This window comes from Chelativorans composti, from assembly GCF_039541695.1.
GTDB lineage: Bacteria > Pseudomonadota > Alphaproteobacteria > Rhizobiales > Rhizobiaceae > Chelativorans > Chelativorans composti.
This window is the reverse complement of the sequence record NZ_BAABGS010000073.1, coordinates 145,508-162,249: the sequence shown is the minus strand read 5'-3', so window position 1 is coordinate 162,249 and position 16,742 is coordinate 145,508. Positions and strand designations below refer to the sequence as shown.

The window sequence follows — 16,742 nt, the reverse complement described above, 5'->3', positions numbered from 1 at the left end:
GACTATCTGCTCGTCGCTGTATCGCGTCTTCTTCATATGCCTCTCACTCTCTGAGAGGCCATTGTCTCAAGTTACCTTGGATCGAAAAAGCCGGGACAGGTCAGAATGGCTCGCAGGAATTCAGGCCGATTTGCATCACTGGGTCGTCCAGGGCGTAGGAACGGCGCAGATACCGGGTTATCCATCCACCAGGGCAGGTACTCCATGTACTCGGAAGGCTTGCCGGGTCTCTCGAAGGGTTCACAATACTAAGCGTGAGATAGTCGAACCAGTTGGACCGGGACACAATTTCCAAGCATTCCTGAACAGATGGGTTGCGCAGGGCCACATGAAAAAGTGTCGTCACGGGCCCGCCTCCCCAAAGTGTATCCGACGGATTCATCGTGAAGATCCTTCCCTCCCATCCGTCGATAAAATTATGCTAAAATAATACCTAAATCAATAGTGACCTCTAATTCAATATCAAAGTATTACACTTTGAATAATTTGAATATTTCGAATTAACATAATAAATTCTATATCGTAATCTTGTAAAACTCCTGAATAGCCTTCCAGGCATCTTCTGCCGTGTCGACAAAGGTCAGGAGGTCGATGTCGGTGGGGGAGATGGTTCCCTGCTCCGCCAGGTAGGCGATGTTGATGGCGTTGTTCCAGAACTCGTGGCCGAAGAGAATGACGGGCACGCGCTCCATCCTGCCGGTCTGGATGAGCGTAAGCGTTTCAAACAGTTCGTCCATCGTGCCGAAACCGCCGGGGAAGACCGCGACGGCTTTGGCCCGCATCACGAAGTGCATCTTGCGAATGGCGAAGTAGTGGAAGTTGAAACATAGTTCCGGGGTCACGTAGCGGTTCGGCACCTGCTCGTGCGGCAGGATGATGTTCAGGCCGATGCTGGGGGCGCCGCAGTCGGCCGCGCCCCGGTTGCCCGCTTCCATCACGCCGGGTCCGCCGCCGGTAACGATAACAAATTCACGATAGTAGGACTTTGCCGAGTACTCGGAGCAGAGACGCGCGAACTTGCGGGCCTCCTCGTAGTAGCGGCTGTTGGCCTCGAGATTCTTCTTCTGGATTTCGTTCTTGGCAGCCCAGGCCTCGCCGCCGGGTTCGGGAATGCGCGCGCCGCCGAACATGATGACGGTCGAGCGGATGCCCTTTTCCGCCAGCGCCATCTCCGGCTTCAGAAGCTCGAGCTGAAGGCGGACAGGACGCAACTCGCGCCGGGTGAGGAAATCATTGTCATCCCAGGCCAGGCGATAGGTCGGCGACCTGGTCTGCGCGGTCTCGGGAACGTTGCGCGCCAGCCTGCGCACTTCATCCGAGTGGGGCAGTGGGGTCCAGTTGTTGGTATCTTCAGGCTTCATTCGTCAGCGTCCTCACTTGTCCCGGTTAACACTCTTCCGCCAGAGCATTGCAATGATTGACCCGGTTCGGCCGTTCGCTTAGGGTCCGCTTGCCCGGCATCCAGCCGGCAATGACATCAAATCACGGCACCCTTTCAACAGCTCCTATAACGGAGATGGTTCGCTAATGAATACATCGGATTTCGCCACTCTCGAAAAGATTATCGAGCAGGCCTTTGATGAACGTGACAAAGTGACCGCGGATACGCGCGGCGAGATTCGCGACGCGGTCGAGGAGGCGCTCAACCTTCTGGACAGCGGGCGCGCGCGCGTTGCCGAGCGCCAGCCGGACGGGCAGTGGCGGGTGAACCAGTGGCTGAAGAAGGCGGTGCTGCTGTCGTTCCGGCTCAATCCGATGGAAGTGATCAAGGGCGGCCCGGGCGAGGCCGTCTGGTGGGACAAGGTTCCGTCCAAGTTTGACCGTTGGAGTGCCTCGGAGTTCGAGCGCGCCGGCATTCGCGCCGTCCCGGGCGCGGTCGTGCGCCGCTCCGCCTTCATCGCGCCGGGCGTGGTGCTGATGCCGTCCTTCGTCAACCTCGGGGCCTATGTGGGCGAGGGCACGATGGTGGATACCTGGGCCACGGTTGGATCCTGCGCGCAGATCGGTCGCAACGTGCATCTGTCCGGCGGCGTGGGCATCGGCGGCGTGCTGGAGCCCATGCAGGCTTCGCCGACGATCATCGAGGACGACTGCTTCATCGGCGCCCGCTCCGAGGTGGCCGAGGGCGTCATCGTTCGCCGCGGAGCGGTGCTCAGCATGGGCGTGTTCCTCGGTCAGTCGACGAAGATCATCGACCGCACGACGGGCGAGGTGTTCCAGGGCGAGGTGCCGGAATACTCGGTGGTCGTGCCGGGAACCATGCCGGGCAAGCCGCTTCCGGACGGTCAGCCCGGGCCCAACCTCTATTGCGCCGTGATCGTGAAGCGCGTGGACGAGAAGACCCGCGCAAAGACCGCGATCAACGAGCTGCTGCGCGACTAGGGCGGTCCAGGTTCGCAGAGACCCTGAACTGCACCAGGCGTTTGTTTTGCGGTTCCGGACGGAAACCCGGTTCCGCCTTGTCCGGAACCGGCCTCAACAGGTCAGACTGGCCAGCGCGTGAAAGAGGGTCTCCGTCGCGGCGCGAAGCGGACAGATTTCGGAAGACCTTTCGCCCGTGGGGCGGGAGGGCTTCAGCAGCCGCGCGTCCTGCAGGAACGCCGGTCATGGTATCTTGAAGCAAATGTGTGCCGGTCTCCGACTGGAAAGCAGTGCACAGGGGCAAGGTCGTGGGCACAAGCAATTTCACATGGCTTTTCTTCAGCATCTCCGGCCGGATCAGCCGGTGGGTCTATTTCCTCGCGACGATGCTTCTCAGCGTCATCGCGGTGATTCCGCTGTACAAGTCGATGATCGCGCCGCTGGGCAGCGCGGAATACGAGATGTGGAACATGATCTTCGCGCTCGTCTTCCTGGGCTCCCTCTGGCCGCACGTGGCGTTGTCAGTGAAGCGCTTCCACGACTTCAACAGGGAGGGCTACTTCGCCGTGACGCTGTTCATCCCGGTCCTGTCGATCCTAGCCTTCCTCATTCTGTGTCTGTATCCGGGGGATCCCGGGGCAAACCGCTACGGTCGCTACACGAATGCGCCGCAGGACTGAAACCATCCCATCAACCGCCCCGTGACTTCTCCGCGGGTTTGAATTATTGGCAAGGAAATGAAACTTCCCGTTGATCCCGTCGAGAATCTGGTCACGCTCATCCGCTGCCCGTCGGTGACCCCGGCTGAAGGCGGGGCGCTCGCTGCGCTCGAGGCAATGGTGAAGCCGCTCGGCATGAGCGTCGACCGTCCCGTGTTTGACGAGCCGGGCGAAGCATCCGTCGAAAACCTTTACGCGCGGTTCGGCAGCGAAGGGCCGCACCTGATGTTCGCCGGCCATACGGACGTGGTGCCGGCGGGGGACGAGGCCGCCTGGAGCCACCCGCCATTCGGCGGCGTGATCGACAATGGCATTCTCTACGGGCGCGGCGCGGTGGACATGAAGGGCGGCATCGCCTGCTTTGTGGCGGCGGTCGCGCGCTACGTCGAGAAGCACGGGGCGCCGAAGGGCTCCATCTCCCTGCTGATCACCGGAGACGAGGAAGGCCCGGCCGTCAACGGCACGGTCAAGCTTCTCCAGTGGGCGGCGGAGAGGGGCGAGACGTGGGACGCCTCCATCGTCGGGGAGCCGACCTGCCCGCAGGCGCTGGGCGACATGATCAAGATTGGCCGGCGCGGTTCCCTCTCGGGCCGCGTGACGGTCAGCGGGCGGCAGGGGCACGTGGCCTATCCGCATCTCGCCGACAATCCGGTGCGGGGGCTCCTGAGCCTGGCCGAAGCGCTCCTCAATCCCGCGCTCGACAGCGGGACGGAGCAGTTTCCGGCGACGAACCTCGAGATCACCTCGATCGACGTCGGCAATCCGGCGACGAACGTGATCCCGGCGAAGGCCAGCTTCGCCTTCAACATCCGCTTCAACGATCTGTGGAACGCCGAGAGGCTCAAGGCCGAGATCGAGCTGCGGCTCAGGGCTGCGGCGGAGGACAAGCGGTTCCGCAGCGGAAGGGAAGAGCCGGTCCAGTTCGAGCTGAAGTGGGTCGGCAATGTCAGCCCGGTGTTCCTGACCCATGACGAGAAACTCATCAACACGCTGAGTGCCTCCATTGAGGCGGTGACGGGCCGGACGCCGGAACTGTCCACCACGGGGGGCACGTCCGACGCGCGCTTCATCAAGGACTATTGCCCGGTGGTCGAGTTCGGCCTGGTCGGCCAGACCATGCACATGGTGGACGAGCGGGTGGCAGTGGCCGACCTCGAGGAGCTCACCCGGATCTATCTGCGGTTCCTGGAGGACTGGTTCGGATGACGAACTGGGGCGCCGACATCCAGCAGTATTTCCATGGTGTCTGGCGCCTGATGACGGGCCGGGCGGACGGCCTGCGGTACCTCGACATTTCCGTCGACGGGTTCTGGAACTCTTTCTATGCCGTTCCCGTGTCGCTGCCCGCCCTGCTCATCAACTGGCTGGCCTTTGCCAACGAGGCGGAGGCGCTGATGCTGCTGCCCATGTCGCGGCTCGAGATCGTGCTGCGGCTGGCGCTGTCCAGCATCGGGTCGTGGATCCTGCCGCTGGTGGGCCTGCTCGCGGTGGCGAAGCAGGCGCGGATCGCGGACCGGCTCATCCACTACGTGGTGGCGAGCAACTGGGCCTCGGCGCTGCTCACCTGGATGATGCTGCCGCCGACGCTGCTGCAGATCTTCTTCCCGGCGCTGGCGGAAATCGCAATGTTCCTGTCACTGGTGCTGTTCTTCCTCACCCTGTTCCTGTCCTGGCGGGTGACGGTGGTCGCGCTCGCCAAGGGGGCTGCGATGGGAACCGGCGTGTTCTTCGGAATGCTGGTGGCTTCCATCGCCACACTGCTCATCCTGCAGTCGTTGCTCGGTATCAACGTGGGAAGCCTGTAGGAAGGGCCCGGAAGCTTTCGGACGCTCACGGAAAATCGGGCTCAAGCCGTTTGGGTTTCGAGGAAACCGGCCCCGCTTCCCAAGGGCCGATCTAGTAGTCCACGCCAACGAGATAGAGGCCGTGGGCCGGGGCCATGGGGCCGCAGCGGGAGCGGTCGCGCGCTTCGAGCGCCGCCTGGACATCGTCCGGCGTCCAGCTACCTTCGCCGACCTTCTTGAGGGTGCCGACGAGCGATCGCACCTGATTGTGCAGGAAGGAGCGCGCGGAGGCGCGGATCTGCACCTCGTCGCCGACACGGGTAACGTCCAGACGGTCCAGCGTTTTCACCGGGCTCTTCGCCTGGCACTGGCTGGAGCGGAAGGTGGTGAAGTCGTGCAGGCCGATCAGCCGGTGCGCCGCCTCCTGCATGGCCTCGACGTCGAGCGGCTTCCAGACGTGCCACACGCGGTTGCGGTCGAGCGCGAAGGGCGAGCGGCGATTGCCGATGCGGTAGAGATAGTGGCGGGCCCTGGCCGAGAAGCGGGCGTCGAAGGTTTCGTCCACCACGGCGGCCGAGAGGATTGAGACGGATTCCCCAGCGGCCAGCAGATGGGCGTTGAGGCCGTCGCGGATGTTGCGTTCGGGAAAGTTGCGCGCGAGATCGAAATGGCCGACCTGACCGAGGGCGTGGACGCCGGCATCGGTGCGGCCTGCGCCTTTCAGTGTCACCGTCTCGCCGCTCAGCGCAAGGATGGCGCGCTCGATCGCTTCCTGGACCGAAGGCTGGCCGGCCTGGCGTTGCCAGCCGGCGTAGTTGGTGCCGTCGTATTCGATGTCGATGCGGTAGCGGGGCATGGCTCAGCTGCGCTCCGGAGTGCTGGCGGTCACCTGATCCTTTGCCCCTTCTTCACCGGCGCGCCGCGCAGGAAGTCGGCGGCGGTCACGACCTTTCCGCCCGCGCGTTGCAGCTCGAGGAGGCGCACGGCGCCGGTGCCGCAGGCGACCGTGAGGAAGTCGTCCAGGACCTCACCGGGTTCGCCGCCCATGTCATCCACGCGTGTGGAGCGCAGCACTTTCACCCGCTCCAGCCTGCCGCCGAGTTCCATCTCGCACCAGGCGCCCGGCATGGGCGAAAGACCACGGATGTGGTTGTGGACGTCGCGGCCAGGGCGCGTCCAGTCGATGCGGGTCTCCTCCTTGGAGATCTTGCGGGCGTAGGTGGCGCCTTCCCCGGCCTGGGGCGTCAGCCTGAGGTCACCGGAGGCGAGGGCTGCCATGGCCTCGACCATGAGGGCAGCGCCGGTTTCCTTCAGGGCGTCGTGCAGCTCGCCCGCCGTCATGTCGGGATTGATCTTCACGACGCGGGTGAGCGCCACCGGGCCGGTGTCCAGCCCCTCATCCATCTTCATGATCATCATGCCGGTCTCGGCGTCGCCGGCCATGATGGCGCGCTGGATGGGCGCGGCCCCGCGCCAGCGGGGCAGCAGCGAGGCATGGCCGTTGTAGGCGCCGAGACGTGTGCCCTCCAGGATAGGCTTTGGCAGGAGCAGACCGTAGGCCACGACGACGGCGGCATCCGCGTTGAGGTCACGGAAGCGCCGCTGTTCCTCTTCGCTCTTCAGGGAAACGGGCGTGAAGACGGGTATGCCGAGCTCTTCTGCGACCTGATGCACCGGCGACTTTGTGAGTTCCAGGCCCCGGCGTCCGGCCGGGCGCGGCGGCTGCGTATAGACGGCCACGATTTTGTGCCCCGCCTCGTGCAGCGCCTTCAGCGTGGCGACCGAGAATTCCGGCGTTCCCATGAAAATCAGGTTGAGGGGCATTCTCACATCCTATGCGCGTTGCGCTTCTCGCGGGTGACCTGCCTGGCCGACATCCCGCCACATCCATTGCTGACCGCCGGCCAAGCCTGTTTTCGCCGGGCGGAAAACGGGAGGCTCAATCCTCCGTTGTCGCGGATGGAAAGGCAAACCGGCTCTCGTCTCCGCCGGATCCGTGCCCTGTCCCCGTGTCACGGGGCCGGGCGGGAACCGGCTTCCACCTTTCCAGGGACCGCTCAGCCCACCACGGGCGACTTGCGTTCCTTCGCCAGCTTCCTGAACTTGCGGATCACCATGTCGCGCTTCAGCTTCGACAGGTGGTCGATGAACAGGACGCCGTTCAGATGGTCGATCTCGTGCTGCAGGCAAGTGGCGAGGATGCCGTCGGCCTCGACGATCTTTTCCTTGCCGTCGAGATCCAGCGCCTTCACGCTGATGCGGGCCGGACGCTCCACTTCCGCATAGTAATCGGGAATGGACAGACAGCCTTCCTCGTGGACGTTCATGTCCTCGCTCTTCGCGAGGATTTCAGGGTTGATGAAAACCTGCGGGTTCTTCGGTTCGTCCTTGCCGGCAACGTCGAGCACGAGCATGCGGATCGGCTCGCCCACCTGCACGGCCGCGAGGCCGATGCCGGGCGCGTCGTACATGGTGTCGAACATGTCGGCGGCGAACTTGCGCAGTTCGTCGTCAATACGCTCCACGGGCTTTGAGACCTGGCGGAGCAACGGATCGGGAAGAATTACAAGCGGTCGAGTAGCCATTGGCGTGACGTAATTGCTCCCGTGTCGGGCGTCAATGCGGTCGGATGGCACGGGTACGTTTTGTTCTCGTTTTGATCTTCTCGGGCGGGGCGGAATCGTCTACGGTAACGCGATGATGGATTCAGCGTCGCTTTTCGCCAGTCCCGTGTTCCGCCTCGGCGCGGCCACCTTCACCGTGGGTCATGTAATGGCTACGGCGGGCGGTGTCATCCTGTTCCTAATGGTTCTGATGGCGATCATGGTTGCGCGGGCCTCGCGGGCGAGGGCGGTCGCGGCGGCGGAAGCGGAGGAGCGGCTGCGGGAGCTCGCCCGCACGCAAGCCGAACTGCACGGGCGACTCGGCACGATGGCGGAAATCCTCGGCTCCCGGCAGGCGGAATTGACCAGGGCACTCACCGAACGGCTCGACGGGATGACGCACAGGCTCGGCACCTCGATCCACGAGCAGACCAAGGCGACGCACGAGAACCTCGCCAAGCTGCAGGAGCGGCTCGCCGTCATCGACACGGCGCAGAACAACATCCAGGCGCTCGCCGGACAGGTGGTCCAGCTGCAGCAGATCCTCTCCAACAAGCAGACGCGCGGGGCGTTCGGGCAGGCACGGATGGAGGCGATCATCGCCGACGCGCTGCCGTCAGGGGCCTACGAGTTCCAAGCGACGCTCTCGAATGGCGCGCGGCCCGACTGCTTGATCCGTATGCCGAACGGCGCACCGTCGCTGGTGGTCGATGCCAAGTTTCCGCTGGAGGCGTGGAACGCCATGAAGGCTGCCGGGAGCGAGGGCAGCGCCGAGGCGCGCAAGGCGGCGGAAACCGCCTTCCGGCGCGACATCGAAGTGCATATCCGGGCGATCTCCGAGAAGTATCTCATCAACGGCGAGACACAAGAGCTCGCCTTCATGTTCGTGCCGTCGGAGTCCATCTTCGCGGAGATTCACGAGAATTTCGAGGCGCTGGTGCAGCGGGCGCATCGGGCGAGGGTGGTGATCGTATCGCCCTCGCTGCTCATGCTCTCGGTGCAGGTGATCCAGTCGGTGCTCCGCGATGCGCGGATGCGAGAGCAGGCGCATCTCATCCAGGCCGAGGTGGTGAAGCTGATGGAGGACGTGACCCGGCTCGACGAGCGCGTGCGCAAGCTGCAGGGTCACTTCTTCTCGGCTCAGAAGGATGTGGAAATGATCCTTACCTCCGCCGACAAGATCACCAAGCGCGGCAGCCGCATCGAGGCGCTGGAACTGGGTGAGGCGGAAACCGGCGGAGCGGTTCGAAAGTCCGGTGCGGGCGGGGGAGAGAAGGCCGGACCCGTGTCGCCCGGTCAGGGCCGCCTGCAATTGCGCGTGGTGGATGAGTAGGCAAGGCCGTCATGGCGTGCCGTACACCTTAATGCTGAGCCCGTCGAACCATCATGGTGGGCCAGCCGAACCATGAAGGTGGCAAGAACCGACACTGTCGCTCCAAGTCTTTGTGGACCCGCCGCAGAAAGCCTTTGTGCTTGCCGCCCTCCGACAGCTCCCGGTTTGACGAGCTCACCATGAGGGGGGCGGAGGGAGGGCCAGAGGTGTCAGCGGTTCAGCGCGTCCACCATGGCAGCGATGACGGCAACATCTCCGGCAGAGCGGTCCTTGAGGGATTCCACGAGGCAGGCCTGCGAGCGCAGGATCACGCCGTCTTCGAGCACCTTCAGGTGGTTTGCGCGCAGCGTCGAACCGGTCGAGGTAATATCGACAATGATGTCGGCGGAGCCAGCCGCGGGCGCCCCTTCCGTGGCACCGAGGCTTTCGACGATGCGATAGACCTGGATGCCGTGCTTCTGCGAGAAGAACTGCTGCGTCAGGCGCCAGTACTTGGTGGCGATGCGCAGGCGGCGGCCATGGCGGTGCCGGAAGTCGGCCGCCACATCGTCAAGATCAGCCATGGTGGAGACATCGAACCAGACGTCGGGCACGGCGACGATCACATCGGCGCGGCCAAAGCCCAAGCGGGCGCGAATGGCGACCTTACGCTCCCACTCGGGGATCGTCTCGCGGATCAGATCCTCTCCTGTAACGCCCAGATCGACGTTGCCGGCTTCCAGCTCGCGGGCGATTTCCGAGGCGGAAATGAACTTCACGTCGATGGCCGGATGGCCGTCGACGGAAGTGCTGTAGCTGCGGTCGTCCTTCGGCGGCGTGACGCGGTAACCGGCCTTCTCCAGGCGGGCGATCGCCTCGTCCTTCAGGCGGCCCTTGGACGGAAGTGCGAGGGTGACGCTCATCAGCGGGCCTCCCTGAGGGTATCCACGCGGTCGAGCCAAACCGAGAAGCCGACGCCCGGAATCGGCTCCTGCGCTCCGAGCAGCGTGAGCAGCCGGTCGTAGCGCCCGCCGCCGGCAAGCGGAAGGGCGAGACGGTCGGTGGTGATCTCGAAGACGAGACCGGTGTAGTAGTCGAGCGGACGGCCGAAGCCGGAATTGTAGCGGACGTCGGCGACGGAAACGCCGGCGGCGGCGATGGCCGCGTTGCGCTTCTCGAAATTCGCCAGCGCCTCGTCAATGGCGATACCTGCCCTGACCGCGAAGTCCGCCAGCGTGGCCACGGCGTCCGACAGCGGCACGCGGATCGCGAGGAAATCGCGGAGCGCCTGGAGTGCCTGTTCTGAAAGGGTCACGCTATCCAGATGCCGCTTCTCGATGAGGCGGCGGGCAATCTCCCTCGGATGGCGGCCGGCGCCGGGCGAAAAGCCCATGTCGACCATCGCGGTCTCGATGTAGGCGGCGAGCGCTCTCTCGTCGCCTGTCAGCACGAGACCTGCGATCTCGGCGGGCAGGGGCTGGGAGACGCGCGCGGTTCGGAACTCCTCGATGGCCGCCGACAGGCGGTCGGGCGTGCCGAAGGCGCGCAGCAGGCGCTTCTGCAGTCCGCCCGGCAGACCAAGGGCGGAAAGCACCGCCTCGAACATCGCCTTGTCGCCGACCGTGATGGTGAGGGGAACAGAAGGGAGCAACCGGGCGATCAGCGCCGTTGCGTCGCAGAGGGAGCGCGCATCCGCTTCGGCGCGGTCGGGCGAGCCGAGATCCTCGATGCCGGCCTGGAAGAACTCCGCGCGGCCTTCGCGGCGCTGGCGGAAGACCTCTCCGAGGTAGCCGTAGCGGCGCGGTGTCGATGCGCGCGAGGCAATGTGGTCCAGGCAGACGGGAATGGTGAAATCCGGCCGCAGGCAGAGGGATTCACCCGTCTCGCTCTCGGTCATATAGATGCGGCGGCGCAGGTCCTCTCCCGCCATGTCGAGGAACGGGTCGGCGGGCTGAAGGATGTCGACATGCGTCAGCACGACGTCCCGCTCGGCGAACAGGGCGAGGATATCCGCGGCAAAGGATGGGTAGCGGGAGGTCATCGGGCTCGAGCCTTTCGCGTTAGCGAGCGTCTGCGTCCACCGGCAGGGTGGACGTCAGCCGCGTCCGTCTTCCGCCTGGGCCGCCAGCACACGCTTGACCGCCTCGACCATCTCGCCTTCCGGCACCGAGAACTGGGCGGGACGGGCCTCGCGCCAGGTGGCATTGTCGGCGATTTCCTGGGAAAGGCGCAGACCTTCGACCAGGTCCTTGATCTGTACCTCGCCCTTCGCGCGCTCGTCGCCGCCCTGGATGATGACGCAGGGGCTGCCGCGGCGGTCCGCATATTTCATCTGTGCCTTCATTCCGGCGCCGCCCAGGTACATCTCGGCACGAACGCCGGCCTGGCGCAGGTCGGAGACCATCTTCTGGTAGCGGCCGAGGCTTTCGATGTCGCGGTCCATGACGAGGACCACGACCGGCGCAACGGTGTCGGCCGTCTTCAGCTTGCCGAGGTTCTTGAGCGCGGTCATCAGGCGGGAGACGCCGATGGAGAAGCCGGTGGCTGGAACAGGTTCGCCGCGGAAGCGGGAGACCAGCCCATCATATCGGCCGCCGCCGCCGACGGAGCCGAAGCGGACGATCTGGCCGTCCTCGTTCGGAACCTCGAACAGCAGTTCGGCCTCGAAGACCGGGCCGGTGTAATACTCCAGGCCGCGGACGACCGAAGGGTCGATCTTGATACGGCCGTCATCGTAACCGGCGGCGGCGCAGAGGGCCTGAATGTCGCGAAGCTCGCGCACGCCTTCATTGTCCTCGATCTCGCCGGTCTCGATGTAATTCATGACCTTGGCGATGGCTGCGTCGTCGAGTTCTGCGCCCTTGGTGAAGTCGCCGCTCTCGTCGAGGCGGCCCTTGCCGAGCAGCAGACGCACGCCTTCGGGACCGAACTTGTCGAGCTTGTCGATGGCACGCAGGACGGTGAGACGGCGGCCGGCATGCTCGTCACCGCTCAGTCCGATCGAGTCCAGAACGCCGTCCAGCACCTTGCGGTTGTTGACACGGATCACGTAGTCGCCGCGCCTGATGCCAAGCTCCTCAAGAACGTCGGCCATCATCATGCACATTTCGGCGTCGGCGGAGACGTCCGGCGCGCCGACCGTGTCGGCGTCGAACTGCATGAACTGGCGGAAGCGGCCGGGGCCGGGCTTCTCGTTGCGGAAGACCCAGCCGCAGCGGTAGCTGCGATAGGGCTTGGGCAGGCGCTCGAAGTTCTCGGCGACGTAGCGGGCGAGCGGTGCCGTCAGGTCATAGCGCAGCGACAGCCACTGCTCGTCGTCATCCTGGAAGGAGAAGACACCCTCGTTCGGCCGGTCCTGGTCGGGCAGGAACTTGCCAAGTGCGTCGGTGTATTCGATGAGGGGCGTCTCGACCGGCTCGAAGCCATAGAGCTCATAGACGCGGCGGATCTTCACCAGCATCTCGTCGACAGCGCGAATGTCCTCGGGGTGTCGGTCGACAAATCCGCGCGGGAGCCTTGCCTTCACCTTGTTCGCCTTGTCCGCCATGTCTTTAGCTCTGGATCTGGTGGTTGAAATGAATATTCGCGCGGCATGAAGGCCACCGCGGGGCGGTGACGCGAACATGCCGCGCGTTTCCCTAACCGATCAGGCCTGCACCGACAAGTCTGCAGCGCAGGACTGATTGCGCATGATAATAGTATCAGCCGACGAAGCGGAGGTTGGACAGCTCGTCCGCGATGCGCCGGAAGGTCTCCGAGAGTTCCGCGCCGGTCGTGTTCCAGAACAGCTTCTGGCCGCGGCGGACGCGGGATTCGGAAGCGCATTGCTGCAGCAGGTCGATCTGCGCCTTTTCGTCGGCCTTCTTCGTGCTGAGATCCAGCGCGACGGTCATGACGATGATGCCCGCATTCTTCGCGTTCGTGCACACCTTCTGCATGTGCTCGTTCATGGCCTTGGTGTAGTTGTCATTGTCATAGGTGGTCGGACGGCTCGTGCCGTCAAAGATGCGCTTCTTCGAGGCATAGCCGTAGTTCGAGTAGATCGACTTGTTGTTGGCCTCGTCGGCGTAGCCCAGGCTGCTCGGGGTATAGTAGGTGTTGGCGCCGTCGGTGAGAACGATGATCACCTTGTCGTTGCCCTTTTCCTTGTCCGGGCGACCCTCGGTGAAGGGCTCTCCGCCGGAGATCACGCGCCAGCCCCAGGCGATGCCCTCGGGCACATTGGTGGCGCCGTCGGCAATCATTCCGTCGATGGCATCCTTGATACGCTTGATGCCCGCCGTCGTCGTGACATCGGTGAGCGGCGTAATCGGCACCGTGGTGCAGCTCAGGTTCGGGCCCTCATTGTAGAGCTTGAAGTTGCTGCTCCTCTCGTTGGCCTCGTAGTACTTGGGCATGTACTTCTGACGGTTGGCCGCCGTGCTGTTGATCGCGTCCGCCCACCAGTTGTTGTAGGCCGTCCTGGAGCCGCTCTTCGTATCCGTCTCGTCCGGAGCGAACATCGGAACGAACAGCGTGTCCGGGTTGGTCGGAGAAGGCGGCGTGTCGTCGAGGTTGTAGGGATAAGGACGCATCTCGACGCAGCCGGCCCAGCTCGTCACAGGTACTTCTGCCCAGGATTGGCAGACATTCTTGCTGGATTTCGTACAGTACTTGCGCCGCAGATCGTTGAACAGGGTAAAGCGCGTCACGATCTGGTAGCGTTCCGGCCCCCAGTCCTGCCCGGTCTTCTGGTAGACGTTTCCGACCTTCTCCACCTTCAGGTTGGAGGGCATGGTCGTCCAGTCGAAGTTCTCATGATGGATGGAAGAGCGCCCCTGGACGTCCATCCAGCTCGCGTTGGCATGTTCGGGGCCGACGTTGACCGACGCCGCGAAGGGCACGAGGGCGAACTGGACGGGCTTCTGGACCTGCTTCATGAGCTGGCCCTGCTTCGCCATGGTATCGACCAGCTGCTTGGCAGCGTCCTTCAGAAGCTGCAGGCGCTTCTTGCCGGAACCGGAGCCCGTGTCGTCCATGGAGCCGGAGTTGTCGAGGACAAGCGCAACTTCCAGCGTATTCTTCAGCTGGACCTCGTTTTCCGCGTAGAGCTTGATGTTGATCTCGCCGGACTTGCCGAGGAGTTTCATGAAGGTTCCGTAGAAGTACGGGTCATAGCGCAGGTCCGCTTCCATGCGGATCGTGTTGCCGCCTTCAGACTCGTCGGGAAGGTGAACCGTCAAGGTCACCTTGGACGGATCCACGGGGCCGAGATTGGCCTCGAAGAAATCCTGCGCGAACTGGCGCACGTCCTGATCCGGATCGCCGTTCAGGTAGCGCCAGGCCGTCGCCATGTTGGCCGCGTCCAAGGCGTTGAGTGTTGCCTGACGCTGCCGGCTCATCTCCGTGTAGTCGATGGCCAGTGCCATGGCTCCGATGATCGGCACCATGGCCAATGCCAGAAGCATTGCGAAATTGCCGCTCTTGTCACGCAGAAACTTGAAAATCATGGCGAACCCCCACCGCTGGTCCGTCGGGAGACTATCGGGCGAGGGCTTAATCTATTTCTTAATGGCGCGCGAGTTTCGAAAGTCTGGTTTATGAACGGTTACGGCCGCGGGGAAATATCCTTTCAAAAACCGTGACAGCCGGAGAACATTAGGCTATCCCTCGCGAAAATCGCGCCAACCGGCGCGCCTTCCGAACGAACAACCCAGGGACACTTCATGGCATCGCTTGAGATCATCGACCGTCTGGATGGGCTGGCTGAAAACTATTCGGCCATTCTATGCGACGTCTGGGGTGTCATCCACAACGGTGTTCGGGCCTTCGAGCCGGCCGTGGAGGCGCTGCAGCGCGCGCGCCAGGCTGGAAAGGCCGTGGTTCTCATCACCAATGCGCCGCGCCCGTTCGGACCGGTGATCGAGCAGCTCCGCTCGCTGGGCGTTCCCGACGATGCCTATGACGCGGTGGTGACATCCGGCGATGTCACCCGGTCGCTGATCGAGGCGGGGCCCCGGAAGATCTTTCATCTGGGGCCGGACCGGGACATGACGCTCTATGACGGGCTCGATGTCGAGGTGGTGGAGGAGTTCGAGGCCGCGGGCGTGGTCTGCACCGGGCTGTTCGATGACCGCACCGAGACGCCGGACGATTACACGGACCTGCTGCAGCGTCTGCGGGCGCGGGATCTGCCGTTCATCTGCGCCAATCCGGACATCGTGGTGGAGCGCGGCGACACCATGATCTACTGCGCGGGTGCGCTGGGGCGGGCCTACAGCCAGCTCGGCGGCCGGACGCAGATCGCCGGCAAGCCGTATCACCCGATCTACGAGGCAACGCTCGCCAAGGCGAGCGAGGTGCTGGGGCGGCCCGTCGGCGTGAAGGACGCGCTGGCCATTGGCGACGGACTGATGACGGATGTAAAGGGCGCGGCGGGCATGGGAATCGACCTGCTGTTCGTGACCGATGGCATCCATGCGTCGGAATATGGCGAGAGCGGACGTCCCGATCCGGAGCGGCTCGCGCACTACATGGCGTCCCACGGGTTTGCGCCCGTCGCCGCAACCGTAAGGCTTCGCTGACGAAACGGAAATGACTGAGTTCCTGCGAATTCCAGGGGCCGATGCCTGTCCCGAGCACCTGCGCGGCGGTGTGGTCGCGATCGGCAATTTCGACGGCGTCCACCGGGGGCACCAGATGGTGCTCGGGCGGGCGCTGGAGCTCGCCAGGGCGCAAGGCAGGCCCGTAGTGGCGCTGACGTTCGAGCCCAATCCCCGGAGCGTCTTCCGTCCGGAGCAGCCGCTGTTCCGCTTGACGCCGCCTGCCATGAAGGCGCGGCTATTGGAGCTGCTCGGCTTCGACGCGGTCATCGAGCAATGTTTCGACCGGGATTTCGCGGCGATTCCCGCCGAGGCCTTCGAGCGCGAGATCCTCGCGGGCAAGCTAGGCGCGCGGGAGATCGTGACCGGCTACAATTTCCATTACGGCAAGGCGCGCGGCGGCAATTCGGACAGCCTCGCGGAGGCAGGCAGGTCTCTCGGATTCGGCGTCAGCATTGTCGAGGCATTCGCCGACGAGGGCGGCGAGGTCATCTCCTCGAGCCGGATCCGCGCGGCTCTGAAGGAGGGCAGGGTGGCGGAAGCGGCCGGGTTGCTCGGCTACCGCTACACGGTGGAGGCGGAGGTCACGCACGGCAAGAAGCTGGGACGCACGCTCGGCTTCCCGACGGCCAACATGGTGCTGCCCGATGATGTCGAGCTTGCCCACGGAATCTATGCGGTGCGGCTGCGCCGCGCGGACGGGTCCCTCCACGACGGGGTCGCGAGCTTCGGACGGCGGCCGACCGTGGACAGCGAAGGCCATCCGCTCCTCGAGACCTTCATCTTCGACTTCGCAGGCGAGATCTATGGCGAGGTCTGTTCGGTCTCGTTGTTCGGATTTCTGCGGCCGGAGGAGAAGTTCGACGGGCTGGACCCGATGGTCCAGCAGATGCGGATTGACGAGGCGGAGGCCCGGGCGCTGCTTTCCGGCGTGCGCCCGCTGTCGGAGCTGGATCTGGCGCTGGCGTTCTAGCGCATGGTCAGTGCGGAGCGGCTTTCTTCGCTTCAACGATCTGCCGGATGTCTGTCTGGCTTGCAGATTGCGCGGGATAATTGAGGAGCGCTCGATTTCACGCTTCAGTTGTGAGGCGTGCGCGCTCGCCTTTTGAAAGGCTGCCCGGGCGGCTACGATTTCGCCGAGGAGTTGGCCGTTGTTCTGTAACCTTGGTGGTTGTGCCGGTCGGCATTGTCATCCCTCCCCGCCTGATCAAAGGGAATTGCAGCCATAGATTGGGGATTATGCAAGTCACGAGAATCGGACGGCGAGGATGGCGGTGCCGAAAGCTCCAGAAGGTTTCCTCATAAGACGCTACCTGCAAGAAACGCTTTATTCTTTCGCGGGCGTCGGCTAAAAGCGCCAGCATGATGACGCGTGCCGGTAT

At 63.9% G+C, this 16,742-nt stretch carries 16 protein-coding genes; 7 read left to right on the top strand and 9 right to left on the bottom strand.

The features are described from left to right. Window positions 1-100: 100 nt before the first annotated feature. Together ABD906_RS16135 and ABD906_RS14315 are read right to left on the bottom strand one after the other, a co-directional pair. Entirely contained in the window at window positions 101-382 is a 282-nt protein-coding gene (locus ABD906_RS16135; RefSeq protein WP_378187724.1) for an autoinducer binding domain-containing protein, read from the bottom strand. Between the two features lie 133 nt (window positions 383-515). Then, window positions 516-1,361 carry an LOG family protein gene (locus ABD906_RS14315; RefSeq protein WP_345100143.1) on the bottom strand — a complete coding sequence of 282 codons (846 nt, stop codon included), beginning with the start codon at window positions 1,359-1,361 and terminating at the stop codon, window positions 516-518. A gap of 166 nt (window positions 1,362-1,527) precedes the next feature. Between ABD906_RS14315 and dapD the strand changes: the two genes are divergently transcribed. The 4 genes from dapD to ABD906_RS14295 all read left to right on the top strand — a co-directional run bounded on the left by dapD (window position 1,528) and on the right by ABD906_RS14295 (window position 4,885). Continuing rightward, the gene (gene dapD, locus ABD906_RS14310; RefSeq protein WP_345100141.1) at window positions 1,528-2,382 is read left to right on the top strand and encodes a 2,3,4,5-tetrahydropyridine-2,6-dicarboxylate N-succinyltransferase; all 855 of its coding nucleotides are present in this window, start codon (window positions 1,528-1,530) and stop codon (window positions 2,380-2,382) included. Window positions 2,383-2,669: 287 nt separating this feature from the next. Beyond that, entirely contained in the window at window positions 2,670-3,041 is a 372-nt protein-coding gene (locus ABD906_RS14305) for a DUF805 domain-containing protein (protein ID WP_345100139.1), read from the top strand. Window positions 3,042-3,098: 57 nt separating this feature from the next. Then, the gene (gene dapE / locus ABD906_RS14300; RefSeq protein WP_345100137.1) at window positions 3,099-4,286 is read left to right on the top strand and encodes a succinyl-diaminopimelate desuccinylase; all 1,188 of its coding nucleotides are present in this window, start codon (window positions 3,099-3,101) and stop codon (window positions 4,284-4,286) included. Further along, the gene (locus tag ABD906_RS14295) at window positions 4,283-4,885 is read left to right on the top strand and encodes a transporter (RefSeq protein WP_345100136.1); all 603 of its coding nucleotides are present in this window, start codon (window positions 4,283-4,285) and stop codon (window positions 4,883-4,885) included. The genes dapE and ABD906_RS14295 overlap by 4 nt, the downstream gene beginning before the upstream one ends. Before the next feature lie 91 nt (window positions 4,886-4,976). Here ABD906_RS14295 and truA read toward each other — a convergent pair whose 3' ends face one another. From truA to def, 3 genes are all read right to left on the bottom strand, one after another. Further along, window positions 4,977-5,720 (bottom strand): tRNA pseudouridine(38-40) synthase TruA, encoded by a 744-nt coding sequence (gene truA, locus ABD906_RS14290; protein ID WP_345100134.1) that lies wholly within the window; start codon window positions 5,718-5,720, stop codon window positions 4,977-4,979. Between the two features lie 29 nt (window positions 5,721-5,749). Continuing rightward, window positions 5,750-6,688 (bottom strand): methionyl-tRNA formyltransferase, encoded by a 939-nt coding sequence (fmt, locus tag ABD906_RS14285; RefSeq protein ID WP_345100132.1) that lies wholly within the window; start codon window positions 6,686-6,688, stop codon window positions 5,750-5,752. Window positions 6,689-6,921: 233 nt separating this feature from the next. After that, window positions 6,922-7,449, bottom strand: coding sequence for a peptide deformylase (gene def / locus ABD906_RS14280; protein WP_345100130.1), 528 nt, complete (start codon window positions 7,447-7,449; stop codon window positions 6,922-6,924). Window positions 7,450-7,564: 115 nt separating this feature from the next. Between def and ABD906_RS14275 the strand changes: the two genes are divergently transcribed. Next, a complete protein-coding gene (locus tag ABD906_RS14275) occupies window positions 7,565-8,800 on the top strand; it encodes a DNA recombination protein RmuC (protein WP_345100164.1) in 1,236 nt (411 codons plus the stop codon). 209 nt (window positions 8,801-9,009) lie between these two features. On the opposite strand, the gene hisG is transcribed toward ABD906_RS14275, so the two are convergent. The 4 genes from hisG to ABD906_RS14255 all read right to left on the bottom strand — a co-directional run bounded on the left by hisG (window position 9,010) and on the right by ABD906_RS14255 (window position 14,268). Next, on the bottom strand, window positions 9,010-9,702 hold the full coding sequence (gene hisG / locus ABD906_RS14270) for an ATP phosphoribosyltransferase (protein ID WP_345100127.1): 693 nt from the start codon (window positions 9,700-9,702) through the stop codon (window positions 9,010-9,012). Beyond that, on the bottom strand, window positions 9,702-10,820 hold the full coding sequence (locus tag ABD906_RS14265) for an ATP phosphoribosyltransferase regulatory subunit (protein ID WP_345100125.1): 1,119 nt from the start codon (window positions 10,818-10,820) through the stop codon (window positions 9,702-9,704). The genes hisG and ABD906_RS14265 overlap by 1 nt, the downstream gene beginning before the upstream one ends. A gap of 54 nt (window positions 10,821-10,874) precedes the next feature. Further along, the gene (hisS, locus tag ABD906_RS14260) at window positions 10,875-12,326 is read right to left on the bottom strand and encodes a histidine--tRNA ligase (RefSeq protein ID WP_345100123.1); all 1,452 of its coding nucleotides are present in this window, start codon (window positions 12,324-12,326) and stop codon (window positions 10,875-10,877) included. A gap of 154 nt (window positions 12,327-12,480) precedes the next feature. Next, window positions 12,481-14,268 carry a pilus assembly protein TadG-related protein gene (locus ABD906_RS14255; RefSeq protein ID WP_345100121.1) on the bottom strand — a complete coding sequence of 596 codons (1,788 nt, stop codon included), beginning with the start codon at window positions 14,266-14,268 and terminating at the stop codon, window positions 12,481-12,483. 216 nt (window positions 14,269-14,484) lie between these two features. Here ABD906_RS14255 and ABD906_RS14250 point away from each other — a divergent pair, with 216 nt between their 5' ends. Together ABD906_RS14250 and ABD906_RS14245 are read left to right on the top strand one after the other, a co-directional pair. Then, window positions 14,485-15,342, top strand: coding sequence for a TIGR01459 family HAD-type hydrolase (locus ABD906_RS14250; RefSeq protein WP_345100119.1), 858 nt, complete (start codon window positions 14,485-14,487; stop codon window positions 15,340-15,342). A gap of 10 nt (window positions 15,343-15,352) precedes the next feature. Continuing rightward, a complete protein-coding gene (locus ABD906_RS14245; protein ID WP_345100117.1) occupies window positions 15,353-16,333 on the top strand; it encodes a bifunctional riboflavin kinase/FAD synthetase in 981 nt (326 codons plus the stop codon). Window positions 16,334-16,742: the final 409 nt, after the last annotated feature.